This window comes from Paenibacillus sp. 7523-1 (assembly GCF_002276415.1).
Lineage (GTDB): Bacteria > Bacillota > Bacilli > Paenibacillales > Paenibacillaceae > Paenibacillus > Paenibacillus illinoisensis_A.
In genome coordinates, this window is record NZ_NPBR01000005.1 from 449594 (window position 1) to 476141 (window position 26548).

At 47.1% G+C, this 26548-nt stretch carries 18 protein-coding genes; 1 reads left to right on the forward strand and 17 read right to left on the reverse strand.

Features of this window, described 5'->3' with window-relative positions:
* Positions 1-36: 36 nt before the first annotated feature.
* The 4 genes from CHH60_RS05470 to CHH60_RS05485 form a co-directional block, all read right to left on the reverse strand.
* A complete protein-coding gene (locus CHH60_RS05470) occupies positions 37-1317 on the reverse strand; it encodes an aminotransferase class III-fold pyridoxal phosphate-dependent enzyme (RefSeq protein WP_095358282.1) in 1281 nt (426 codons plus the stop codon).
* A 33-nt stretch (positions 1318-1350) separates the two neighbouring features.
* Positions 1351-2505 carry a glycosyltransferase family 2 protein gene (locus tag CHH60_RS05475; RefSeq protein ID WP_095358283.1) on the reverse strand — a complete coding sequence of 385 codons (1155 nt, stop codon included), beginning with the start codon at positions 2503-2505 and terminating at the stop codon, positions 1351-1353.
* A gap of 272 nt (positions 2506-2777) precedes the next feature.
* Positions 2778-4055 (reverse strand): BNR-4 repeat-containing protein, encoded by a 1278-nt coding sequence (locus tag CHH60_RS05480; RefSeq protein ID WP_217989973.1) that lies wholly within the window; start codon positions 4053-4055, stop codon positions 2778-2780.
* Positions 4056-4331: 276 nt separating this feature from the next.
* On the reverse strand, positions 4332-5264 hold the full coding sequence (locus CHH60_RS05485; RefSeq protein ID WP_255247830.1) for a LysR family transcriptional regulator: 933 nt from the start codon (positions 5262-5264) through the stop codon (positions 4332-4334).
* Positions 5265-5342: 78 nt separating this feature from the next.
* Between CHH60_RS05485 and dapA the strand changes: the two genes are divergently transcribed.
* Positions 5343-6239 carry a 4-hydroxy-tetrahydrodipicolinate synthase gene (dapA, locus tag CHH60_RS05490; protein ID WP_095358285.1) on the forward strand — a complete coding sequence of 299 codons (897 nt, stop codon included), beginning with the start codon at positions 5343-5345 and terminating at the stop codon, positions 6237-6239.
* Between the two features lie 103 nt (positions 6240-6342).
* On the opposite strand, the gene CHH60_RS05495 is transcribed toward dapA, so the two are convergent.
* The 13 genes from CHH60_RS05495 to CHH60_RS05555 all read right to left on the reverse strand — a co-directional run bounded on the left by CHH60_RS05495 (position 6343) and on the right by CHH60_RS05555 (position 25904).
* A complete protein-coding gene (locus CHH60_RS05495) occupies positions 6343-8607 on the reverse strand; it encodes a hypothetical protein (protein ID WP_095358286.1) in 2265 nt (754 codons plus the stop codon).
* Positions 8608-8717: 110 nt separating this feature from the next.
* A complete protein-coding gene (locus CHH60_RS05500; RefSeq protein WP_095358287.1) occupies positions 8718-9680 on the reverse strand; it encodes an AEC family transporter in 963 nt (320 codons plus the stop codon).
* 181 nt (positions 9681-9861) lie between these two features.
* On the reverse strand, positions 9862-11562 hold the full coding sequence (locus tag CHH60_RS05505) for an NAD-dependent malic enzyme (RefSeq protein ID WP_095358288.1): 1701 nt from the start codon (positions 11560-11562) through the stop codon (positions 9862-9864).
* 307 nt (positions 11563-11869) lie between these two features.
* Positions 11870-12262: a hypothetical protein gene (locus CHH60_RS05510; protein ID WP_095358289.1), complete on the reverse strand. Its 393-nt coding sequence runs from the start codon at positions 12260-12262 to the stop codon at positions 11870-11872.
* Positions 12263-12450: 188 nt separating this feature from the next.
* Positions 12451-13164 (reverse strand): glycosyltransferase, encoded by a 714-nt coding sequence (locus CHH60_RS05515; protein ID WP_095358290.1) that lies wholly within the window; start codon positions 13162-13164, stop codon positions 12451-12453.
* Between the two features lie 122 nt (positions 13165-13286).
* A complete protein-coding gene (locus tag CHH60_RS05520) occupies positions 13287-14510 on the reverse strand; it encodes a sialidase family protein (protein ID WP_176475991.1) in 1224 nt (407 codons plus the stop codon).
* A 28-nt stretch (positions 14511-14538) separates the two neighbouring features.
* Positions 14539-14907 (reverse strand): hypothetical protein, encoded by a 369-nt coding sequence (locus CHH60_RS05525; protein ID WP_095358292.1) that lies wholly within the window; start codon positions 14905-14907, stop codon positions 14539-14541.
* Positions 14908-15126: 219 nt separating this feature from the next.
* Positions 15127-16353 (reverse strand): M20 metallopeptidase family protein, encoded by a 1227-nt coding sequence (locus tag CHH60_RS05530; protein ID WP_095358293.1) that lies wholly within the window; start codon positions 16351-16353, stop codon positions 15127-15129.
* On the reverse strand, positions 16353-17099 hold the full coding sequence (locus tag CHH60_RS05535) for a FadR/GntR family transcriptional regulator (protein ID WP_095358294.1): 747 nt from the start codon (positions 17097-17099) through the stop codon (positions 16353-16355). The genes CHH60_RS05530 and CHH60_RS05535 overlap by 1 nt, the downstream gene beginning before the upstream one ends.
* 211 nt (positions 17100-17310) lie before the next feature.
* Positions 17311-18402 (reverse strand): Gfo/Idh/MocA family protein, encoded by a 1092-nt coding sequence (locus CHH60_RS05540; RefSeq protein ID WP_095358295.1) that lies wholly within the window; start codon positions 18400-18402, stop codon positions 17311-17313.
* Positions 18395-19339, reverse strand: a complete 945-nt coding sequence (locus CHH60_RS05545; protein ID WP_246058059.1) for an AraC family transcriptional regulator — start codon at positions 19337-19339, stop codon at positions 18395-18397. The genes CHH60_RS05540 and CHH60_RS05545 overlap by 8 nt, the downstream gene beginning before the upstream one ends.
* Before the next feature lie 22 nt (positions 19340-19361).
* Entirely contained in the window at positions 19362-20366 is a 1005-nt protein-coding gene (locus tag CHH60_RS05550; protein WP_095358296.1) for a Gfo/Idh/MocA family protein, read from the reverse strand.
* 303 nt (positions 20367-20669) lie between these two features.
* A complete protein-coding gene (locus tag CHH60_RS05555; RefSeq protein WP_095358297.1) occupies positions 20670-25904 on the reverse strand; it encodes a S8 family peptidase in 5235 nt (1744 codons plus the stop codon).
* Positions 25905-26548 lie beyond the last annotated feature (644 nt).

A 26548-nucleotide genomic window follows, 5' to 3' on the forward strand; every position in this document is an offset into this window, starting at 1 on the left:
CCTGTAGGGATGAAGTTATAAACGTTTTCGAATACGTTACCGAGCAAGATGCTCCTGTTTACGCAGCTCTTTCCAATCCGAAAGGGTCTGCAAGAGGGCTTCTTCCACCCATAGCAATTCTTCGCGCGTATGGGCATCCGAGAAAATAAAGTATCCTTTGGTGAAAATGCCGAAGTGTGCCATTTTCTTTACGATAAACTCACGGAAGGGATCCGATTGGAAGTTCTCCTCCGTAATTGAATGAATGTAGAAGCTGGCATAGGTACCCTTCAATGCCAATTGGTCCGTCAGCCCAAGAAGCACAAGCTCTGCCTCAATCAGATCCATGATTCGGATGGTGGCATCCCGCCAGCTCGGCCATACCTTGGCAGCTTGCATCAATCGCTCACATGCGATGGCTGCTGCAAGTGCAGTGGTCTCACTGGAATGCGCATTGCTGAATCTGACTTGTCCTGAAAGGGACATCAAATGTTCGGGTCCCATCACGGCAGCAAGGGGCAATCCGTTCGCCATTCCTTTGGAGATACAGAGCAGATCAGGCCAGATGTCATACTCCCCTGCTGTGGCCTGCTTGCCCATACGAATGCCCGAAGTAACTTCATCAAAAATCACAATGATATCCAATGATCGGCAAAGGGAGACGACTTGCTCCAGCTGTTCACGCTTCCATTCATTGGGACACAGCACAATGCAGGCGATGTCTTCAGGTGACGCTGTGATCTGAGCTTCAATTCGTTCTGGTGAAGGCTTGTCCACCCAGATCGTTGTACGTTCGATATCAACCGGAATGCCGCGCTCTTTCGTTTCCCGACCATAATAACCATAGGCTGACCAGTCATGCCACCCATGATAGGCTGTTGCAATCACCTTGCTTTTGCCGCTTCCTGCCCTAGCGAGACGCACGGCTCCACTGACAGCATCCGCACCGCTCTTCGTGAATCGCAATGAAGGATATCGCCCGCCAAACCGCTGAAGGATCAGATCAGCACACTCCAGTTCAATGTCAGCAGGGATGGAATAGCTTGTCCCTTTTTTCAACTGATGAATGACGGTCAATTGAACTTCATGCCGCGCATGCCCCCAAGGAGCGGTACCCATGGCCATCTCGCAATCCAGCCATTCATTCCCATCAATATCGATAAAGCGGGAATTCCGTGCTTCCGCACAACACACGGGCGTGTAGCCTGGAAACAACCGTTCAGGCGCTTTGGCAAGTGTACTGCATCCGCTCGGGATAACCTTTTCGACGTGCGCAAGCCACTCCAGATTACGGGTAAACCTTACGGCACGGTCCACCGTGCTCTCTTTTGATTTCACCTATAGTTCCTCCCTTTATACTAGGTTTAATGGTTAACGAACCTTGGTTCCAGGCCAGCAGCCGTCATAGATGCGATCCATCGTAATGACATTGCCATACAAATCGATAATCAGATCCTTGGCCCGATGCGCATGCCTCATCTCGATCCAGTACCGGTTTTCCAGCAAACGGGCGAAATTGTCTACCAAAAACAGCAACCGGTTTTCACTGTGAATGAGTTCCTTGCCCAGTACCTGCGGCAACCAGATAGCCCCGTTCGAATTGAAGCGGTTGGAATAATCACGCACCTCTGTAATAGGTGCAATCTCAGCTTCCTCAAGCTTGGTCCAGAACGTATCAGCATCACTGCGTACTTCAGCGAGATCAATGCCGACGATCGGCAGATGTTGGTGCTCCAGTTGGTTACCCAGCTGTTCTTTCAAGTGGCTGAACACAAACGGCCAAACATCTGCCTCGATCTCACTCCCCCACTTTTTCCAGAAGCGGGCCAAATTGTTTTTCCGGTTGAAATTTCGATGAATGCCGCTGCTGCGCTCCCAGTGATAAGCGCGAATGTTCGGGTTAATGACTGTATCATATCCGGCTGCACGTGCACGCATCTGGTAATCAAAATCCTCGTATCCGTTGAAAAATTTCTCATCCAGGGTACCGATCGTTTCGTAGACTTCCCGCTTCATGCCGAACATGGCGAATACAACCAGCTGCACCGAGAACGTCTCTTTTGGAATATCTTCAGGAGATGCATTGAGGAAAAGGTGCCTGCCGATGGTGTCCGCAAAAGCAATACCGCAGTGCTGCACGCCCCCGGTTTGCGGATACAGCAGCACACCGCCAATCATGCCGATGGTAATATCGCTATCCAGCGTCTCTCTCATCAAGGACTGCCAATCCGGCTGTAAAATGGTGTCGGAATCCAGAAAGAAAATATAATCCCCCTCCGCTCGCCGCAGCGCACTGTTAATGGATACTGCGCAACCGAGTGGAAAATCATGCTGCAGAATTTCAATCGTTACCCCTTCTCGAACTTCCTGCTTCAGTTTCTCCAGATGTTGAAAGACAGCCGAGCCGGAACCATCATTGATGAAGATAATCTGTGTAGACGGGCTTACCGTCCGAAGCAGTGAATCGGTGAACAGGTTCAGAATGTTATAATCCTGGTTAACTGGCACAATAATCGTATAAAGCATGGAATCCCTCCTATTGGATATGATGAAATGCGTTCAAGCTGTTCACTCTGGAAAGTATGTCTGGATACCAGCCTCCTTGTTCCGAATATGCTGTCTTAATTTGGTAATTGTTTGGGTCTACTAGAAATTTATATCATTTCTTGTAATTATGAAATCTCAAATTCTGAACTCTATTAATATTTGAATATGATCAAAAAAACACCTCTGGAGTGATTCCGCACTGGCTGTGCGGTTGACTCTCCAGAGGTACTTTTCAGAAGTGGAAAAGCAGCTTAGTTTCTGCCGTAATACAGCTTACGATTGGTGATATCCACCAGGTACAGAATGTCGACACCATTGGCATTACGATCAACACTGAGCCTCTCAATTGGTTTGCCGGGAGCAATCGACGTCTGGGTCCATCCGCCATTGCCGTCCGGAACCGCCATATATGCACGGTCGGTGCCGCTATATTTCGTATAATAGACCCGGACTTCTGACCCCGTCCACGTAATATCAATTCCCGCTCTTGTTGCCGTGGCATTATATACGGTCTGCTGCGTCCATCCACCTGTATCATAAGAAGCATATTTCACGGAGAAGTTCGTGCTTCCTTCCTCCCGGTATCGGTAGACAATCTTCGGATTGCCTGCTGAATCTACGGCCAGCTTGGCGCTCTGGATTCCCGGTCCCCCTGGATCGCCTCCATCCTTGACGTAGGCCTCGGTTGGAGCAAACGGCTGGACAATATCCACATTACTTAGCGATACGGGTGAAGTTATGACACTGCCATCTGCTTTATAGAAGGTACCTGTAGAAGGTCTGTACTTCACGTAAGACAAATCATGACGGAGTGCGCTCGAAACAAAAGTAGACCATTCAAACAGGATGTGTAAGTCACCTTGCGCATCGAAAACCAGATCATTGGGATAGAATGAACGACCCGCGTTCGCACCGACGACCGCCTCTTGGCTCCAGCTGGACTGGGCATTGTTCCAGCGATACAAAATTCCAGGACGATATCCGGTCGTGTCATCGCTTGATCGAATCAAAAGATAGACATCACCATTTGGTGCTGTTGTCAGAACGGGGTATGTCCCCTTGAAAGTGGAGAAGGAAGGCATATCGGAAGAATGATTCTGCGGAACGCCTCCAACGGTATCTGACCTGAAATAACGCCAGCTATCGTTGTGCATGGATGCAAAGACGTGAAATCGGCCGCTGCCGTCTCGTGCTATGGAAGGTTGGTTGTGCCCAATGTCATCACTGTACTGTGCAATGCTGCTGCCATTCATCACCGGAATGTTGGACCACGTTCCTGATCCGTCCCGTCTTGCGATATTTACAGTATGTGTGCTCTCTGAGCCTCCCGGGCCGTTATATGCCAAGTACGCATACTCATTTCCCGTGCCATATGTCTCAAGCGGCGTCCACCATCCCGCCTGATTGCTTGAATCCATGGCATAAGGTACCTCCGTGAGTGTTGCTGCTGCCATACCGGTGCTCGTTGGCAATACGGATATGAGCAATGCGGCAGCGGCGCCTATCTTCCAGAACCTGCTTTTTCCCAAGATCATTCGCCTCCTTCATGATTGGTGTAACATGAATTCGTAGAGAAAGGATCCCCGGCCGGGAATAATTAAAGCGCTTACAGTTTACTGGGTGCTTGTTAGCGCCATCATCATGGTAACATGAGTTTTCCGCTGTACGTCATATACAAAATCATGCTTTTAATAGAACATAATTTTGATATTTTAGCTTCAAGATAAGATGGAATAGAACATTTCATCACTTCCGGTATTGCTAAACGTTTTCGAAATATTCCACCGCTAAAAAGACCGAATGGGTTACCATTCAGTCTCCTTAGCTCCGAGGTTTGTGACAAATTGGCGCAATGCATGAGATACCCATTTTCGAGTGTGAATGACTAACTGGATTTCGAGTCTGAAATCACCATGCTCCAGCGGCAATACGGTTAGCTCCTCCCGCCGGATCTCATCGAGGGCGATCATTTGAGGCAAAAGCGAAATTCCCGTTCCTGCCATAATGCTTCGCTTAATCGCCTCAGGGCTTCCAAGCTCCAGACCTACTTTGTAAGGAATAACGTTAGCCCTCAATACTCTCTCCAGCAGCTGTCTGTAATTGCAGGTATCCTCGGGCATAATCCATTCTTCGTCAGCCAGATCGCTCAGTTCAATTTTCTGCTTCTTCGCAAGGGGATGATCTGTGTTAACGATGAGGACGAGCGGCTCTTCCCGGATGGTGATCCACTGCAATCCTGATTCGGATGATGCATTCGCCAGAATAAGTCCCACATCGGCTTCTCCCTCTTTTACTTTCTGCAAAATCATGTCTTCGCGATCCGTCTGCAGCCGAATACCCAGTTCAGGATACTGCTTGCGTGTCGTCTGAATCGGGGCAGGAAGAAAATAGGAAGCCAGCGAATCCATCGTTGCGATGGTAAGGGAACCTCCGCCCTGTTTGGTCAGCTTTTCCTGCGAATGTTCATATATCTCCAGGAGTTGCCCGGAGAGCTTGAACAATTCTTCCCCTGCTGAAGTAAGTCGGATTTTATTGTTATTGTAACGTTCGAATAATTTGACCTGATAGATTTTCTCCAGCTTTTGAATCTGTGTCGTTACACTCGACTGTGCGTAGCCAAGCTCTTCTGCCGCCTTGGTGAAACTTTGCCGCACGGCCACTTCACGAAAGGTTTGAAAATAATTCAAATCCATGATCCTGAACCCTTCCTTATCAAAATAATCGATAACACCCATCATCTATTATAGTTAACTATGATGCTAATTCCCATGGTAAAGTGAATTTAATGTCATTTCAACTTAAATGGAGGCCATATTATGCTAACCGAACAACAGATTCAAGGTATTTATGTACCGGTAATCACCCCTTTTACGAAGGATAATCAGCTCGATATCCCTTCCTTTCGGAACTACATCACACATATGGCGAATAGCGGAATTCACGGTTTAGTTATTAACGGCACTACTGGAGAGTCACCTACGGTTTCATGGGATGAAGTGGAGCAGCTCGTTCAAGTCACGAAGGAAACCTTGCAAAGCATAAATAAAACAATACCCATCGTCGTTGGGACCGGAACCAACGATACAGCATCAACGGTCAAGCGTACACAAATGGCTGGTGAACTCGGAGCGGACGCCGTTCTTGTAGTCACTCCCTATTACAACAGACCAACAGAGGAAGGCATTTTTGAACATTTTCGTGTGACTGCTGAAGTGGGAGTACCCATTATTGTATATGAAATCCCTGCACGCACGGGTGTACGTGTCTCCGTGGATACGATGAAAAGAATAATGAACTTAGACGGGGTTATTGGCCTTAAGGACAGCACCAACGGCGTGGAATTAATGTCGGAGCTGGTACGAAGCGGATCCAAACCCATCCTGTGCGGGGATGATGCATTCTTTTACGATATGTTAAGCGAAGGTGCTGCTGGCGGCATGCTGGCATCTGCCAATATTAACACAGAGCAATTCATTGAGGTGTACGATCGCTTTAAAAATGGGGACAAAGAGGGCTCGCGTGAGCAGTTTACTCGAGTCGCTCCTTTTATTGACCATCTCTTTGCAGAGCCTGCTCCTGCCATGATCAAATGGCTGCTTGTCAATCAAGGAATCATTAGTTGCGATCAACTGCGCCTGCCGCTGATGCCGGCATCTGAGCAATTAAAAGCGAAGATGGATGAATACTTGGTGAGCAGTAACGCAGTAAGCTAAACACATCATTAACTACAGTGAATAGACATTGAAAAAGCCGCAGATCTGCGGCTTTTTCAATGTGTTTTATGAAATTCTAAATACAAGCGTTTGCTGAGGGATGCTATCCATTTGATGAATAATTTAGGATGAGAGCTTCACGTGTCTGTTCATCATAACTGATCCAGAGCTTGTCGCCGATCTCTACACCGAATATAGGATCGATCGACTGACGAATTTCATAGATCTGTCCACCTCGATCCACAGTAATCCGCGCCAAGGGACGCTCGCCGGCAGTTATCCCTTCATACATGACGGTGCGAATCGTGGCCGCACCCTGTTTGCCTTTGGCTAACCGAAGTTCACGCTCATAATCTTCACGTTTCATATGCATTGGAATCCGCGTTCCGTTCTGAACATCAGTACCCAATGGTACGAACAGGCTGTTTGTTTTGCGTATGCTGTCCTCACCACTTGTTATCATCAAATCCATGACCAATAGCTCCCGATCGAGGAACTCCGTCTCTTTCTTCTCCATTCGGACAACTTCTGCCTCCAGCGCCAATTGATCGGCAAGTTCCGAAGTACTCACACCATAACTTTGAAGACGAACCTGGCCTCCAGCCAGAATCAAAGTTGCCTCGGTCCCTACACGGTAGCTGAAGCCCGGAGGCTGCACAACCGGCACCTCGTATTCTTGATCATCCGCTGTAAAATGGAGCAGGAGGACCTTGCCGCGATTCAGGAATCCATAGTGATCAATACGTTCAAGAACAGCATGATGTATGGTTGAAGGCATCTGGTCCTGTAAATCCTCATCGGATATCAACATGGCCTTTTCCTTTTCCCGATTATAGCTGATAACTACCTGATCGCCGATACGATTAGCATTCAGGAGAGAGATGACCTTTTTGAGTTCAACCTCCTTCCGTTCACCATCCAGCTCGAAACGAATTTTGAAGCGAACGAGAGGCTGATTGTTGACGTAGGTGCCTGTCTCTGCCATCTCCATGATCGTACCATTCAACAGTTCACCCTCATTAATCTGCCGTGTACGCCGTTTAAACATTAGTGGCAGGATGAACTGTGGAACGATAATAACTAACAGCGGAATGGCAAGCCAAACTGCCCAGTTGAGGACAAGAACCCCCCCTTCACCAATACGACCTAGGAAACCACGGAAGGATAACTGTCCATCATTCGCTGCTTTGATCCATTCGAGCATCTGATCCTTCGTCTGCATATGGACTAGTCCTGTCTCCACGTTCATGGCGCCTGCCACCTGATCACCGTCGGAATAATAGAGCGTATCATCTTCGAGAGCTTTGTAAAATTCAACGTCCGTGTTCTTCAGGTCCTCATATGTTAAATGCCCCACCATTGCTCCTGTATCTATGAAAGACTTTTTCTTTTCATTATAGATATAACCGCGAACTTCACCTTGTTTCTCATCTTCCATGGAAGATCCGACAATGAAAACCTCCTGGTCATTCAATAAGAAAACACTCGCTTGGTATACCTGTTTGGGAGTATTGACTACAGATCCCCACTCATTCGTTTTGGCATTATAGAAACGGACTTGTTTGGGATTGGAATCCTCGGCGCGAACCAACCGAGTGTTATCAACGCCAAATGATTTGGCGAACGTATTGGAAGCCTGTTCCTGTGCGAGGAAAATGCCTACATCCTCGGACTGGATCTTCACGGCAGGAAGACCATCCCGTTGAAGAATTCCACTTACATGGGCCCTTTGGCCATGTTTAAGTACCACTTCAAATAAAGGAACAGGCAGCTCGTTTTTGAAGCTCCCGTCTAAGTCAGAGATATTTTCCGGATCCGATGGAAGTACATCTGGACTATTAAGAATCACTTTTTTTACTTCTGCGTCCCTGACCTCTGCAAGGTATGTCGTTGAACCTAATGTTTCTCCATTCACAATGAGCCTGCCACGCCAGGCGTGTACATCTGCCCAAGGAGTATCGAGCTGCAATGTACTTCGGGCTAATTCTGTCACTTCTCCCGTATCCCGTACGTGAGTCAGCTGTAAGCTCTGACTGCTGTCTAATGTTGGGATGATCACACCGTTATTCTGATATGTAGTTGCTGCTAATGGACCTTGAGAATTGGCACGGATTATTTGTTCTTTGATCAGGTTTCCCGTGTTAGCCTCATACATGTGGAGCCTCGAATACATGCCGTCCCTTTCATCCGTTAAAGCTACAATTTTGTTCCCGCCATCAAGATAATACATGCCTGTCAAATTGGAATATTGATCTTGGACGCTCATAACCCCACCTCGATAATCATTCCAGATCTGTACCGTCAAGATCATCGCAGGAACAAAAAATACGAGAATTGTAAACGGAATTCTATTCTTCTTCTTTTTCAATTAACCTCCTCCTTCCGCACATCTAAACATTATTCATAATTTTCATCGTATACGCAACTTTTTAAGTTCAGAAACGGAAAAAAGCCGCGAATATCGCGGCTTCTTCTGAGTCAAACCAATATGGAGATGAGGATTGGCAGTGAGATCAATGACAGGACGGAGCTCATGACAAAGGATGATGCCGTCTCCACCTCAAGTGTATCGAACCTGGATGCAATCATCGCAGCTACGGCTGAACCTGGGAAGGATACTAGCAGGATGACCATAGTCATGTCGGTTGATGATAGTCCCATCAATAATGCAAACATGTACGTAAACAACGGCAGCGCAATCACCTTCAACAGTGAAATGCTGATGGCATTCAGGCTGAATTTAATCCGGTTAATGCCCACCGTTACCCCGATTGCAAACAGCGCTGCTCCGGAAGTAATGCTACCGATCTGATCAAAAGAGCTTTGCAGCAGCTGAGGTGACTGGAAACCAACAAGCGTCAGGATTACACCCAGAAGCGGAATGCAGGCAAGCGGTTCTTTCAGACCATGGATGATGGAATGGATCGTTAGTTTTAACAAGCTTTCGCCATGACCATTTTGCTTGCCCTCTTCCGTTTTCTTCCCCACAGAACTGACAATGGTCGCGATTGGATCAAGCAGCGCATTAACTACGATGCCCGTGATTGCAATTGGAATGGTGACTTCAGCCGCACCGAACAGGTTACCCAGAACCGGAATCCCCATAAATGCAAACGAAGGTTGAGTAGCATTCAATGAAAAGATCGATGACTGGCTAAGATTGACTTTGAAAATGAAACGCATCACCAGCAGCAGCACAACATAGAAACCGATAATCCCCAAGAATATGGTCATGAAGAATGGCCACTTGTCAATCAGGGTCTCTTTTTTAGTCGTAGTGATACCAATGAACAAATGCGCCGGCAGCGCAAACTTGGTCACCAGTGTATTCAGGCCTTTGGAGGATGCGGAGTTAAATACTTTGAAATAGCCTCCAAAAAAACCGAGTAAAATTACGAAAAATATAGGAATTAAAATAATGAAAATGTCACTTACTGACATGTTGGTCAAACCTCCATTTATGATCTGAGCATTTGCAACACTTCAACAAATGACAAAAATTTTGATCATGTGATATGTTATTTTCAATTTTGGACACAGCCAAGGAATACCTGTACGGATGGACAGGTATTCTCTCGGTGTGACGTATTGTCATATTCAAACCATTGCGTGTTCACAGTTATCAAACTGCTGCAAGGATCGGTCTATATACAGGGTGCCACATGGCATCCTTAATCGCCTCTTCCACGTTTTCGAGTTGACGGCGGGCAACGCCGTCTTCGATTGCTGCTTTCGCTACTGCAACTGCCACTTTGTAAGAAACATCCTGCAATTCTTTCACCCTTGGCAGCAGTGGAGCTCCAGGTTCAGAAGAATCTACTGCACCTGCTACCGCGATCGCCGCTGCTGTAAACATATTCTTCGTAAATTTCGAAGCTTTGGCTACAATAGCTCCCAATCCCAGACCAGGGAAAACAAACGCATTGTTGGATTGACCGATTTCGAACTGAATGTCATTATACATTACAGGTTCAAATGGGCTTCCTGTTGCGATCAATGCTTTGCCATCCGTCCATTCAATCAGGCTTTTTGGAGCTGCTTCGGCGAGGGAAGTTGGATTGGACATCGGCATAATGATTGGACGTTCCACATGCTTGGCCATTTCCTTCACAACCTGTTCGTTGAAGGCACCTGTAACACCCGATGTACCGATCAGAATGGTCGGTTTAATACGAGTAACAGCTTCAAGCAGATTAACCTGCCCCTGTTCATCCCGATTCCAGTCTTTGATCTCGTCCGCTTTGCGTACATACGGCTTTTGGTACTCGAACAATCCCTCGATCTCGTCCGTCAAAATACCGCGATAGTCAAACGCCCAGAACCGGTTTTCTGCTTCTTCCTGCGTAAGTCCTTCTTCCATCATGGCATCTCTGATCTGATCCGCATTACCAATACCGGCAGCCCCTGGGCCAAATACCAGTACGCGATGCTCACGAAGTGGTACACCTGTAACCTGAACGCCTGACATCACAGCAGCCAGTGTAACGGCACCCGTTCCTTGAATGTCATCGTTGAAGGTGAGAAGCTCTTCTCCATATTTATGGATGATGTTTCTGGCATTTACGCTGCCCATGTCTTCCCAGTGAAGCAGCACGTCGGGGAACCATTTGGTCGTTTCCTTCACAAAAGCTTCAATAAACTGATCATACTTCTCACCGCGGATACGTTCATGACGATTCCCTACATATAATGGATCATTCAGCAAAGTAGGATTGTTCGTTCCTACATCAAGTACCACTGGAAGTACTCGGCTTGGATCAACCCCTACTGCTGCGGTGTACACTGCTAGTTTACCGATGGCAATGTTAATGCCGCCTACACCCCAGTCTCCGATACCAAGGATGCTTTCCGAGTCGGTTACCACAATGAGATCCACGTCTCCAGCTTGCAGACCACTGTTTCGGAATGCCTCCTCCAGGCCGTCCATATCGTTAATGGAGAGGTACACTCCGCCAGGTCTGTGGTATTGATGGCTATATTCCTGAATCGCTTGACCGACCGTAGGTGTATATACAATCGGCAGCATTTCACTAAGATGTTCTTTCAATAATCGATAAAATAAAACAATGTTTCGGTTAAACAAGTCATTCAGCATGATGCTTTTACGCAAGTTATCAGACTCATTTTGCAGCTGCTGATAAACCCGGCTCACCTGTTCTTCAATATTTAAAACCATCGGCGGCAAAATGCCGTTCAGGTTCAGTTCTTTTCTCTCTTCTTCGGTAAAGGCAATACCCTTGTTCAGAATTGGATTGGATAGAACTTCTTTACCTCTTAATTGTGTTTTCAGATTCCCGCTCGAATCAACAAAAAATGTGTTCATTGCTACTAGCCTTCTTTCATGATGTCTCTTTAGTTTCTTTTTAACACTAAATAACTTTAAGTTAGTTGTTAACCTTCCGATGACAATTATATGACTTTTTCACTATGATGTAAACGAAGTTATGAAACTTTCATGAAAGGAATTTAGTTGCAATTCGATAAATAATATTTATCGATTTTCTATTTTTCAAGAAAATCATTTTATAGCATTCTTTGGATTTCGACATGAGGAATAATGACAGTACATAGACATAAGAAAAAACCGCATTGCTGCGGTTTTAATACGTTCATCTGTTTGAAATGAATTGTTACGGGATGTAAGCATCCACAACCTCTACCTTTTTCACTGCTCCATCCTCTATGTATTTCACATCTATTACGCTTCCTCTCTGAAATTTTGGGACATGTATGATTGGAATATATGTCTTCACAATGGTTTGAAAGGTCTGACCATCTTCCTGGGTAACTAACAGATCAAGACGTACGCCAGGCCGTCCATCCATGCTGGATGAAGTCTCAGCGATATCCTGGATGATTGCTTCTGCAGGCATTCCGAAGCTCAAAATCTCCTTTTTGTTTTGCATCTTCTCTTGACCCGTTCGCAGCCTTTTAGTGACATTTAAGACGAGAATCAATCCTGTGGTCAACCCGAACACAACAATTACTATACCAATGATTACGATCGTTAACGTTGTCGTCATTTCATCCTCCTTAAATGAGACTTCATACAGATTACTTCAAGATTAGATGCGATATTCCTGCAACTGTTTGAATCCGTGTGACTTGATCTGCTGTGTACACCAGGTTTGATTTCAGCCTTATCTTCAATCACTCGATAGTTTAAGGAGGCGCTCACAGGAGCGCCGTTTTACTTCATGGATGCCGCCTTTTAAATTTCCTTGTCTGCGAATGGGCGAAACTGATCTGTAACGGTGAGTAGTTTACTACCCTGCAGATAAAATGTATCATCCGCTTTCCACGTATGGCTTTTCTTGTTCTGCCTCCGGTGATAGACATAGTTATAGGGTGAGGTCGCATATGTTTTGAACCCTTTCCTCCTACATTGCCTCAGAAAAGTAACATCTTCCCCCACGGAACGGTCGGTGAATCGAACCTTCTTGAGTACTTCCTTTTTGAACAGGATCGTGCCCCCCTGCACAAATTCTGAGAATTTACTGGCTTCCTTAGGGGATCTGATCAGTAGTTTTTTCGAAGCGCCGAGATATACCAGACAGGAATGTTTGCCCACGATATCACTTCGGGTCCGTTTTAATGCCCCTACTTGTTCTTTCAGATAATAGGCAGAATAATAATCGTCATCATCAAACTTAGCAATTAACGAATACCGGGCACGTTCAATCCCTGCATTTAAACATTGTCCCAACGAAATTCTCTCAGGAACCTGATATACATGAATATTGGCGTGGCCTCGAACACGGTTTCGATATGATTCCAGATTCATGCCATCGTGATTCAGAATGATAATCAACTCTTTGCTCCGGTACCGCTGTCTCTTAAAATTCGTCAGAATGTTATCAAAAAACTGTGATCGGTTCGTACATACTATAATGGAAACCCCATGTCCACCCTCTGTCTTGTTCAAGGCTTAACCTCTCTTCTATGAATGATCTTTCATCATATGTAGAAGAATAGATCAGGTGTAGGCTAATAGAAAAGAATTATAGATTGAGCCCTGGCTGACCTGCCAAGGCTCCCCAAGCATGGTTACGTACCAAAATACACGTCCAGTTTTCCTGTTGGTGGCGTGGTCGCCATCCACACGGCAGCCAGATTATCAGGAGCGGCGGTGGCAGCCGTAATATAATCCCCAATGAGCGGTGTGGGAACCGGATTATTTCCATTCGGATTAAAAGAAGTCGTCGTGAGTCTACGATTACTGAACGTCACCCCGCCGTCAAAAGATTCAGCAACGAATACGTCCAGAAGGAATCCGTCGATCCGGTTGGTCATATAAATGACCCGAATTGTTCCGGCAAACGGGGACACGGTAATAAATGGGAAGAAGTTCTGTGTACCTGCAGGGGCACCCGTTATACTTACAGGAGCTGACCAGAGCAGTCCATCGGGAGATTGGCTGAGGAACACATCCGTATAACCATTTCGGGCATCGTTCCAGACCCCGTATACGGTTCCACTTTTCGGTCCAATGGATATGTCGGCCCCCAGACACAGGTTGGTTTGAACTCGAAAAGCATAATTGGGCACTGGTAATGGCGAAGGAGCTGGTACAACTGAGGAGATAAACGTAGCCTGACGTTCAATGGGAGGCTGATAAATGATTCCTCCATCATAAGATATCCTCAGTAATGCAGAAGGACTGGCAGGTCCTGTAATAATATACCCGGCATAGACCTCACCAGAAAAACCAACGGCTAACGCTGCACGGTCATGAATCCCACGCGGGTTGGACTGTCGGTCCGGTGGTTCCCAGGTCAAACCCTGATTCACCGATCTCTGCGTAAAAATGGCAGAAGATGTCGTTGCGAGGGGTGTATACCCCACGTAGGCATGCCCACGATACGGACTGCCCGGAGAACGATCTACGGCAATGAAAGGCTCATCATTATGGACAATTGTCCCATATCCTGCTTGCACAATAACGGGAGGCTGCCATGTTTCACCATCATCAAACGAAGTATAACTGACGATTGTCCCATCGTTGATTCCATTGAACACATGAACAGTCACTATAAAGGTACTTGGAAAAGTATAGTCAATGGTAGGTGCCTCTGCCCCCGAATATCCGGCAGGCTGTGGAAGCACTGTCGTCGACCATGTGTTTCCACCATCGATTGAACGATAAAAACCTGTTAGCGTGGGCCCTGTACTGGTATCCACAGCAACAACACACATGATATTCGGATTTAGTGTATTTACAGCAATGGAAGGTTCAAACTGGCTGCCTGCCAAGGCACCGGTAATATTCACTACTGGCAATATACTCACCTCTATTCCTTTAAGGGATATTTGTAAATCGGTCTATTAACGTCATTTCCGACTGGAGAATTCGCTGGATAATTTGACCTGTAGAGTTAACCGAATACACATGGATAATAGTGCTTGTAGCACTGAAATAATCACTTTGCACTTCAAAAAAAGCAGCGTTAATCAGTGGATAGATAAATGTTCTCGTAGCTTGGGGAGCCAATTGAAACAGCTCATGGCCAACTGTAAAGCGCGTAGTTTGGGTTGTGTCCCACCTGAATACTTCAATCTCAATATTGACGGGAGCATTAAGTGAGTCGTTGATGCAGGTTACAATGACCTGAGTGGATTGCGTCTCTCCAGTTACGGGATTATAGACAAGACCTGTACTATTGGGCAAAACAATTCACTCCCTTCTTAGCAGGAAAAGGTACACTTCTTCCGTTTAGACTATACTATGTTTCTGTCTATCAGCCGTCACGGCTAATATAAGTGCCTCAGCGAATGATCCTGTTCCTTTTTCATGCACCGTATAATCGTGCGCATCTTGCCCTTCGCTCAATAAAACAAAAAAAGCCCTGGTAAAACTCCCCAGGACCTTTCACTATACGATTGCAATTTATCTAGGTTGAATTATTGATATTTTAGTTCTATCCCCACGAGAGTTTCTTGCCAAAAACTCAAGTGCAATGGATGACAGCATGCCTACACCATAAGGCATTGCCGTTTCATCCAGATCAAACATCGGATGATGCAGCGGATATCTTGTCCGCTCTTCCTCATTGCCCGAACCAAGACGGAAGAAAACGCCAGGAATCTGTTCGCAATAGAAGGCAAAATCCTCACCGCCAGTAGAAGGTGGAATGTTGCTCCATCCTTTTGCCCAATCCAATCCATCAACAGTTTCGGTAAGCAGGTCAACCATCGCATGATCGTTCACCACGACCGGATATCCATCGCCATAAACAACTTCATGCCCTGCGCCGAAGGAAGCGCACACCCCGCTAACGACTTGTTCAATCAATGCAGGCATGCGTTCACGAAGGGTGGGTGACAGTGTGCGGACCGTACCGATCATCTCCACCTCTGGCGCAATGGCTGTGCCCATATACCCGCCAGTGATTTTGCCAATGGTAACCACAACAGGCTCCAGCGGATCCACCAAACGACTGGCGATATTCTGCAGCGCTGTGATGACCTGAGCAGATACAGCAATCGCATCGATGCCTTCATGCGGCCGTGCAGCATGTCCACCTTTGCCGTATACACGAATCACCAGACGGTCTGCTGAAGCAAAAGCAACCCCTTTACTAACACCAACGGTGCCCGTATCCTGGCCAGGTGTCACATGCAGACCTGCGATCGCATCTACCTTCGGATTCTCCAGTACACCGTCCTGAATCATGGCCCGTGCGCCGGCCAGTCCCTCTTCTGCTGGCTGGAACACAAACTTGATGTTGCCCGACTTCGGTCTGCCGAGACCGGTAAGCAGTTCAGCCGTTCCCATCAAAATGGTGGTGTGGGCATCATGACCGCACAAGTGAGCCTTGCCTTCAACCTGGGAACTGTACTCCGCCGATTTCTGATCCTGGATCGGAAGGGCATCCATATCTGCCCGGAGTGCAATGGTTGGACCATCCGTTTCCCCCCGGAGCAAACCGACAACCCCGGTCCTGCCAACATGACGGGTCACTTCAAGCCCAAGGCTCTCCAGATGCTCGGCCACGATGCCTGAAGTCCGCACCTCTTCGTATCCGATTTCCGGATGGCGATGGAGGTCTCTCCGCCAGTTCGTGAGCTTCGGCTGCAGCTGCTGTGCGAGTTCAAATAGTGTTGTTTGTTCCATTAGTGCTCATTCCCTTCCTGTGGTTCTGATGAGACCAACCGTGAATAGATGGCATCAGCGGAAAATGCAATGTGACGTTTCATCGTATCTCGAGATTTCACCGGATCACGTGATTTCAGTGCTTCAAGTATCTCGGTATGTACTCCTTGGTTAAGGACCCGAATGTTCTCATCGTATGGCATTAGATCCAGCGCAGGATTGATCTTGGTACGAATCTGTCTGACTGCCGTTTCCAGGTAAGGATTCCCTGACGCCTTGGCAATTGACAGATGAAACTTGACGTCCAGTGCCCTGAACCATTCCCGGGTACAATCTGGCTCGGTACTCTGTTTGATGTAACCTTCCAGCAGCTCCAGTTCGCCTGCGGTGATCCGCTCAGCAGCCAGAAAAGCACCTTCCGGCTCCACGATTGTCCGATATTCAAACACATGTAACATCTGATCCCAGTCACGCATAATTTCTTCCTTGGTTCTTTTGTGTGCATTAGCCGTGATGGGGAGTACGAATGTTCCTCCCTTGGCACCAACACGTTTTTCAATCAATCCCTTACTCTCAAGAGCAGATAAGGCTTCACGAACCGTAATTCTGCTTGCATTGAATATTTCGGCAAGTTCACGTTCCGAAGGGAGCTGATCTTCACTCATGATTTCTTTAAGGATAATAGCTTCCTCTAACTGTTCTCTGATAAACTCACTGACCTTTATTGCAGAAACTTTCTCAAACTGGAAAGTCGCTTGGTTGAACATATCAACACTCCGATCGATATAATGTCTAAACCTTATACCATTAAACTCTTATTCATAATATAATTCCGAGTAAACATATATGCAATGATTTTTTTCAAAATGTTACAAATATTTTTTTAATCCGACGAAATGCATAGTCTAATAACGAAAAAGACGCTGCCGAATATCAGCAGCGTCTTCCCATCGTTTAATTGGTGTGGCATCAAAAGAATTAGTTTTGCTCGTTCAAGTACACCGCTTTTCCTGTGCGGGCAGATTCATAGAGAGCTTCGAGAATTTGTGATACAACCAGAGCTTGTTTAGGTGTAACTACAGGCTCTTGATCTTTATCGATAGCTTCAATCCATTTTCTCATCTCAACATCCGGCGCACTTTCCGACTTCCCGTCGTAGAACGCTACGCCGTCTGCACTAAGGGAGATCTCATTCGTATAGAGACGGCTGAATTTCTCGCCGTTAATGCGCAGGCCATTCTTCATGTCGGCTCCGGCTTCCGTTCCACTAAGACTGCATTTTGCTTCATCCACATCCAGCGAATTCAGCGCCCAGCTGGATTCCAGCATGATGGTCGCACCATTTTCCATCACGATCATGCCGAAGGCCGAATCCTCAACCGAGAATTTCTTCGGATCCCACGGTCCCCATGCATTTGCTGCATTTTCTTTTTGGGAGAGCTCATGATAGGTCGTGCCCAGAACCACTTTAGGTTTGTAATTGTCCATCATCCAGAGTGTCAGGTCCAGTGCATGTGTACCGATATCGATCAGTGGTCCGCCGCCTTGTTTTTCTTCATCGAGGAAAACACCCCATGTCGGTACGGCTCTTCTGCGAATCGCATGTGCCTTGGCGTAATAGATCGATCCCAGCTCGCCTGCTTCGCACATCTGCTTCAGGTACAAGCTGTCTTCTCTGAAGCGGTTATTGTATCCAATGGTCAGCTTTTTGCCTGTGCGTTCAGCTGCTTCAAGCATGCTCTGTGCTTCGGCGGATGTCTTCGCCATCGGTTTTTCACACATGACGTGTTTGCCGGCTTCAAGCGCAGCAATGGAGATTTCGGCATGCGAAATATTAGGTGTGAGTACGTGAACGATGTCAATCGTTTCATCTTTCAGCAGCTCCTGATAGTCCGTGTATACTTCGGCTTCTGCACTGCCATATTTCTCTTTGGCTTCCTCAGCCCGTTCAGGAACAATATCACAGAATGCAACCAGTTCAACATTATCGAGCTTGCTCAAACTTGGCAGATGCTTGCCATTCGCAATCCCGCCACATCCAACAATTCCAATTCGATACACTTTACTCATATCCATTCACCCTCACTTTTGATTTGGTTTGTTTCATCTTCCGAAAAGCGGACGGGGTCATCCCCAGGCGCTTGCGGAAGACGGCATGCAAATAGTTGGCATTGGTAAAACCGGAGACAAGTGCAATCTGTTCAATCGATCCGTTGCTCTCCTCCAGATTGCGGCACACCGCGCCAAGACGAATATCTTCCAGCACACGGCTGAACGGCATGCCTGGCTGCACCTGATAAAATATCCGCTGCAGTTGTCTGGTGCTGATATGTAGCTTCTCTGCCACATGTTCCAGTGTGACAACATTGGAATAGTTGGCCTCCATATACTGCACAGCATATTCATACCTGTACATGGACATATCCCGCTCCGGTGCTTCAACCCGGATTTCGCCGTTATCATGGGCACGAACGGTTCTCAGCAGAATGCTGATCACAAGCTGTTTAATGGATGTATAATACCCGATCAGTTTACGATCACATGCTTCATACGCTTCCAAAAAACAGTTCATGGCCCGGTGATAATCATGCACCGGAACGAGGGGCAACGCCTTGAGCTTGGCGATCGTTTCCTCGGATTCTGCGGCTTCCCACGGATCTACATCCTCTCTGGGCTGCTCGACAATATCCACATGTAGACATAGTTCATCCATGTCTTCTTCGGCATCGGCCTCCTGATAGTGAACGACGCCAGGCCCGGTCAAATAAAGCATGCCTTCGGACAAGGAATGCATCTGGTCTCCCAGAATAACTTTCCCCTTGCCCCGCGGTATAAAATGAAATTCAAATTCCGCATGGTTATGAAAATCAACGATTCGACCTGCCGGAAATGACGTCAAGTGAAATCGTAAAACCCGTATTTCGTAATGTCCCCAAGCAATGGTAATGTCCAAACGCTCGAGGAGATCCTGTCGTTCAAGCATTTTTTCAAAAGGATATCGGTTCAATTATCGTACCTCCCCAACCAGCCTAACCTTGCAAATCACTGAGGGAGATCCTGCGTCCTTCCTTGGCAGAGGTGTTTGCAGCTTCCATCAGGCGTGTCAGCTCGGCAGCAATCTGCAGATTCTCAGCAGCCAAGGAATCATTCTGAATATGGGAAACCCACTGACTGAATGCGCTTTCTCTTTTCTCCAGCAACGGAAGCTCAGTCCACTCTTTAACCGCCTCTGTACCCGCATTGGTCCGGATCAGCAGCCTGTCGTCAGGAGTACCATACAACAAGGTCCCTTCCGTTCCATGAACTTCAATGGTAAATGGAGAGTAACTGTTCACGAAACCGGCCTCAACCACACCGATCGCTCCAGAATCCGTAAACAGGGTTGCAACTGCATTATCTTCTACCTTTTTGCCTGTGACATAGCCGAAATTGGCACTCACACCTGTCACTTCCTGACCCAAAAAGAGTCTGGTTAAATACATTGGATGGCACCCCAGGTCAATCATAGCACCTCCCTGACATTCCTCCAAGTTATAAAAATGCTGTGGCAGCCAGTCGGCAATCGCTCCGTTATGAGACAGGCGAACCCGGACATAAGTCACTTTCCCCAATAAACCTTGCTGGAGCACATCCTGAATGGTTAGCGTATATCCGTCATTTAATCGAGGTAAGGATACGGTCATCTTGACGCCCTGCTCACGGACTTCATCCAGGATGGCATTCACTTCTTTTACCGTTGAAGCAATGACTTTTTCCGTAAAAATATGTTTACCTGCTCTTGCAGCGGCGGTGATAACGTCCTGGTGGTCACGAGTAGGTGCATCCACGATCACGGCGTCAATGTCCTTCTGTGCCAGCATCTCTTCAAGAGATGAAAAGTAGGGTACATTCAGTCGTTCGGCAGCTTCCTGCCCGCGCTGAGCATTGTCATCCCATACGGCTGCAATTTCAGTATCCCCATGTTCCTGGACTTGCTTGATATAATCCCATGCATGCACATGCCACAAGCTTATTTTACCAATTCGAATGGTCACGATGTCTTACCTCCTAGTATATAATATCCTGACATTTAAATATAAGTTATCACAGACTTCGTTTAATTTTAATAGAAACAGACGACAACAAATATATAAAATTACGACACCCCATTCAGAATCGACATTCTGAGTTTCAACAAGCCAAGAAGCTGTCTCCTCCATGATTTTTCGGTTAGAAGGCTTCACATTGAGGTTTAAAGGCTCATGTTGAACATCCAAAACAAGACCAGGGCTCATGCAATTGCATGGCCCTGGTCTTATTTCATTGAATGGATTCTATTTCTTGGATCCTTTCGCGATTTAAGGGAGCAAATTCTCTTCTACAGGTGACTCTGGTTCTGGTTCCGGATCTGGTTCCGGTTCAGGGGTGCTCTCTTCCCCTGCAGTTACGTATAACCGGCCTGGTGCTTCGGTCTCGATTTTGTTGCCCGCTGCATCCTGAACGCGAATCACAATGACTCCACCCTCAAGGACTAACGAGGAAGGTGTAGTATATGTGCCCGTATAATGACCGGGTTCTGTCTCCACCAGTGGAATCTCCGATCCGCCTTCCGCATTCAAATTCAGCGGCAGCTGGATTCGGAATGAAGCCTGCAGACCTGGAGCACTGTCGAAGGAGACCGTTACGGTTTCTCCGGACGCAATTCGCACATCTTCGGCAGGTGCAATATTAGTCAACTCAGGCAGCGTTGTTTCCACGTAGACTTTACGAGTTACCGTTGTTTTATTGCCCGCGACGTCCGTCGCAATGACTGTAATCGTGTTTTCGCCTTCATTGACGAGAATACGATGACTGAAGCTTCGGTCTTTCTCCAACTTGACTGTCTCGCCGTTTACCGTAACCTTGTTGAGGAATTGATCCACGGCGCTGCCTGTAACATGCACCACTTCAGCGTTGGTTCTACTTCCTTCCTCAGGCGTAAGAAGCGTTAATTGCGGAGGCGTCAGATCCTGAATAATAACGACAGGAAGTGAGCGATCCGTTACTTTACCATCAATCATTGCCTCTGCAGTAAAGGCATTGACTCCGGAACGGAGTTTGGCGTCAAACTTGAACGTTCCGTTGGTTACCGTTGTAGTCCCTGCTACATCTTTGCCATTGTAAATTTTGATCTGAGCTCCATTCGCCGGAGAAGTACCTGATACGGTGAATGTCGTTTTATTGGTATAGGTATTGCTTGGTGCCGTAAGTACGGGTGCGTTTACCGGATATCTCACCACTGCCCGAATCATATAGTTACCTTCTTCTGCCGGTGCTGTGTCCCATACGCCGCTTACGCGCTGCCAGCTTCGTCCGGCATTGGTTCCGTTCTCATCGGTAGCCAGTCCCGGAGCACTTGTTCCTGCAACAGATTGTACATACACGATATAGAAATCTCCGCTCGTGATGACCGGTTCTGGGAATTCAACGCTGGTCCACTGATCATTGCGAAGTGCTGTTCCCTCAAACGGTCCTGCCAGCAAACGCCCCGGTGCTCCATTCGCCCCGGAAGCATCATAGACAGCATATTGGAATGCGGTTCCACCAGGCACAGGCCACTCTGAGTTCCAGAACCGGAACGATGCGCCTGTTACTTGAGCGGTTGCTTGCTCAGGTGTCATCCGGACCGCCCAGGCATTATCTGCGGCTACAAAGGCTCTTGCATTTTCCGCTGTACCGTCATCATATGCGATTTCTCCAGGGAAACCAATAAACGGCTTCAATGCCACACTTGCATCCGCAGCACCATTCCCTGGTACCGTCACATTAACGGTTTTACTGTAATAGTCTGCAGCTCTGACGGAGACGGTATAACTTCCTTCCAGCACATCAAGTACGAAACTGCCGTCCGACCCGGTGCGAACCTCACCTATCTGGGCATCTTCCAGTACCAGAACAGAAGCATCAGCCAGAGGTTCTCCTGTCCGTTCATCAGTAACGATACCTTCAATCGTACCATGAGGTATAGCTTCCAGATTGAAATTGGCTTTTGCACCACTACCATCGGTAATGGTTACTGCTTGTGTACGCGGATAATAACCATAAGCCTCCGCTTTCAATGTATAATCACCCGCCACATGAGTGAAGCTGTATTTCCCTGTGGATGGATCTGTTTTCACCGAACGTCCGGTTTCAATGACCGTAACCGTTGCACTTGCAGGCAGGCTTTGTGGATTAACAGTGCCTGTTTCCGGTTTCTCAGCCTCAGGCTGCTGCTGCTTGGATTGATTGAATTCTGCCTTATCGGTTCGTGTAACCTTGTACCAGGAGTTGTCATATTCCGGTTTTGGCTTGTCACTGCTGAGCACTACCGAACTATCCTGTGTAACCGTCTCTGGAGCAATGCTCAAGATACGGAAATCGTCAATATACCAACCGGTCTTGACCACACTGCTATCTGAGGTCAGGCGGAATCGGAATTGAACTTCGTTTCCAGTCAGCGAACTCAGGTCATAAAAGACCGGTGTCCATTGCTTGTCATTAGAATTATGAGAGAACTTGCCCAGCTCTGACCATGTGCTTCCACCATCAGATGAAGCTTCCACATAGCCAAAATCATATCCGCCCTCAATTTCATACCAGTGGTTGAATGTCAGGGTAGCATCATTGGTATCCGTCAAATCCACAACGGGTGAAACCAGTGAATAGTTTGAACCATTCTCATACGTACTGTCCAGATCCGTTGCCCAGACATTTGGCGGAGAAACGGCACTTGCTGGTCCATTAACTGGAACCCCGCGTTCCCATTCATCCTTCGTTCCCGAATGAGTCCAGCCATTATCGTCACTACCGTCAAATTGGTCGACGTAAATGTCTTCCGGCACCTCAACCGAGATGGATACCTCATTCGACTTTTCACTCTCATTGCCGCTATAATCCAGAGCCGCAACGGTGTAATAGTACGTTGTATCCGTTACTGTAGCTGTATCCGTAAATGTTGTCGCTCTTGTATTTCCGATCGCCTCGTATTCGGAACCCGAAGTTGTCGAACGATACACGACATAAGACTCCAAATCCTCATCGTCAGGTCCATTCCAGGATAACGCCACATTACCCAAAACGTCAGCTGTAGCGCTCAGCTCTACAGGTGCTCTGGGAGCGATATCATCTGGTGATGATACAGAGAAGTCATCAATATACCAGCCTGCCTTCTGTACAGTGTTGTCACTTGTCAGATTAAACTGGATGAATACCTGTTGTCCTGCATATTCACGCAGGTCCACATACTGGGTTTTCCAATCACCGCCTGTGCCCGTAAAGCTTAACAGTTCTTCAAATACATAGTCACTGTCTTCCGTGGCGATGTATACCTTACCGAAGTCAATATTGCTCTCCAGATCAAACCAGTGTTTGAACGAGAGTAATGCCCCTTCAGGACTTTCGGTTAGATCAATAGGTGGAGCGAGCAGATAGGCGTTGCTGTTTGCTGCATACGTACCTTCCAGGTTGGTGGCAATGACCTTCTCACCGGAGGCTGCACTGCCAGGTCCGCTGATTGGCGCACCCCAAACCCATGTGCTTCCTGTACCGCCAGTTGTGAAGCCCAACTGATCTTCTTCAAAATCCTGAACATATCCAGGTTGGACCCCATTGGATACAGCCACTTTGTACACCTGGCTGTCAAATCCGTTGTTGCCGTAATCGTTAACCCGGATATAATATTCCACGCCTGCAGGTTCGATCAAGAATGCCGGAATGGAAGCGGAATAGGTTCCATCCTTGCTGTCCCCTGCTATGCGATTCATCGGCAGATAGACATACTGGCTTGTTCCCGTTGTTTTGGCAAAAGCCTCTACGGAGACCACTCCCACATTATCCGTTACATGAGCCGTCAGCGGAATGTCGAGTCCGGTAAAAGCTGAATTCACAGGTGTATGCTGGAATACCGGTTCTTCCAGATCATCTCCTGCCGTTACCACTCGTCCTGATACGGTTCCTATCCCTTCTAGGACGGAACCCACAGCGTCCAAGGCATTAATAATGCCATGCCCGTAACCGTTGTTGGGCGAAGTCGGATATTGACTGTCCGTTCGCGGTGTTGCCGTATCCATAATGATCTGTTCCAGCTGATCTACGCTCAGGGAATGATTGGCCTGGAGCAGTAATGCAGCAAGTGCTGTCGTATGGGGACCAGCCATGGATGTTCCATCCCAGCCTCCCTCGTATACCCCGCCAGGAACAGCAGATCGGATATTGACTCCTGGTGCCGAGACTTCCGGCTTAATTTCATCATATGGAGATGGACCCAGAAGTGAGAATGAGGCCAGGTTACCGTTAATATCTGTTGCTCCTGTAGCGAAGCTTTCCGGATAATTCGCTGGATTCGCAACTGAACCTGGGCCACCTGGATTCGTTAATCTCACATTACCTGCCGAAAACTCAGGGAAAATCTGTGCATCCCGCCAGGCTTGTACCATTGGCCGGAACCACTCGTCCAGTCCTGCACCACCACCCCAGGAATTGTTGACAACATCCGGGGCGAGCTCAGGATGAAGGTTGCCTTCGGCATCCACTGGAGCGATCAGCCATTGCCCGCCGTCCAGGATAATGGCATCGGTGGTTTCCGGATTGAATATCCGCACACCGATCCATTTGGCACCTGGAGCCACACCGATCTGATTGCTTCCATCTTCCTCCGAACCCACCATCGTACCCATCGTATGTGTACCATGCCCGTCTTCATCCGCAGGCAGGGAAGCGTTACTATGTGGATCATACCAGCTAAGCTCTGGATCAACGATATTACCAGATGCATCGAATCCTCTCCATTTGCTGCGAAGAGCTGGATGATTGTAATCAACCCCACTATCCAAGTTGGCAACGACGATGCCTGTTCCATCGATTCCTCTCTCCCAAACTGCGGGTGCATTGATATAATCGATATTCCATTCAACATTTTCTGTTGCCAGGTTATCCTTTGTTGCAGCTGCCGAGTCTTTGGAAGTTGCTGCATCTTCTTTGACCGGTGTTTTTGCAGGATCTGCAGCCGGAGCCGCACTTGCCTTTTCTTTGTTCACCTCAGCTTTTTGCAAATAACGCGTTTCGTTAGGGAGAACTTTCTCCACTTCAGGCAGCAGAGCAATCTGTTCCATGACTTCCTTGGTACTCGTTACGGCGAGTGAATTGACGATAAAATAGCTTTTATATTCTTTGACCTTGCCTTCGTCAATTTGTTTCTCGAGATAGCTTTCGAGCGTGTACTGCGTCCGCGAAGCCGTTTCCCGGAGAGAGCTGACAACCGAATTGCGTACGGACAGCTTGGTCGCTGAAGCCGTCTGTTTCTCGATTGTCGCCTTTTCCATGGCCTGTTTCGAGACTGCTGACGTGTCCACCTGCTCCTTCATTTTCACGAGATAGGTGACATAGTCGCTATCCTCAAACTGTTTGGTCAATTTCGCGTTGACTTTGGATGTCGAAACCTTGGCCAGGCTTGATTTCATGTCGATTTTTTGTGATGTGGAGTTTTCAGCTGAAACCGGATGTACAATCGAAAATGCAAGGAGAAGCGATAGGCCCATGGAGATGGGCTTGCGTAACCGATTACTCTTAATCAAACTTTTCCACTCCTTTTACCCGGTTTTTGGATTATTCTGGTGCTTAAGCCCTTCTCAATTAAAATCAAAATGGAATTACGGCCTTTTGCGGACACCAATAGACGCCCGAATCATTACATAGAGCCTCACCTCCTTTAAAGGTCTGGTTACACAGGCGATATGAAACGGTAGCAGCAGATTGTAAGTCTTGAAAGTTTAGAAATGGAAGATTGATAGGCCCAAACATGAGAGTGAATGTTGATAAGCATTCATATAGGAGGGTAATCACGTGCGTTAGCAGAAAGCTTGCCAGGGAGTGAATGAAACGTTCATTTGCGATTTGTGCGAGTGATGTAGGAATCTCTTTAAAATCACATGTAATAACCAAATTGCAATTTAACTGGATTTTTATGGAATAGTATATCGTCACCATTTGATATATACAAGCACTTTTCTAGAAAAATATAGAAAATAAGACTATTTAATGCTTTTTTATGTCTGATGTCTCTCTTAACTTGAAATCATTTTTTCATAATTGCGCACCATTGGTATTGTGCTAGATTCAAATCATGTCTTTATGACTAAGACTTGCTGTGTAAGAGACAACAGAAATACATAGCACACCCTCGACACAACCATTGGAATAACAAAAAGAACCGACAATG

What these genes read in the sequence shown, in the direction of transcription:
- CHH60_RS05475 (WP_095358283.1), bottom strand. Translation starts at nt 2,505, where the DNA reads ATGCTTTATACGATTATTGTGCCAGTTAACCAGGATTATAACATTCTG.
- CHH60_RS05485 (WP_255247830.1), bottom strand. Translation starts at nt 5,264, where the DNA reads ATGATGGGTGTTATCGATTATTTTGATAAGGAAGGGTTCAGGATCATG.
- dapA (WP_095358285.1), top strand. Translation starts at nt 5,343, where the DNA reads ATGCTAACCGAACAACAGATTCAAGGTATTTATGTACCGGTAATCACC.
- CHH60_RS05500 (WP_095358287.1), bottom strand. Translation starts at nt 9,680, where the DNA reads ATGTCAGTAAGTGACATTTTCATTATTTTAATTCCTATATTTTTCGTA.
- CHH60_RS05505 (WP_095358288.1), bottom strand. Translation starts at nt 11,562, where the DNA reads ATGAACACATTTTTTGTTGATTCGAGCGGGAATCTGAAAACACAATTA.
- CHH60_RS05510 (WP_095358289.1), bottom strand. Translation starts at nt 12,262, where the DNA reads ATGACGACAACGTTAACGATCGTAATCATTGGTATAGTAATTGTTGTG.
- CHH60_RS05530 (WP_095358293.1), bottom strand. Translation starts at nt 16,353, where the DNA reads ATGGAACAAACAACACTATTTGAACTCGCACAGCAGCTGCAGCCGAAG.
- CHH60_RS05535 (WP_095358294.1), bottom strand. Translation starts at nt 17,099, where the DNA reads ATGTTCAACCAAGCGACTTTCCAGTTTGAGAAAGTTTCTGCAATAAAG.
- CHH60_RS05540 (WP_095358295.1), bottom strand. Translation starts at nt 18,402, where the DNA reads ATGAGTAAAGTGTATCGAATTGGAATTGTTGGATGTGGCGGGATTGCG.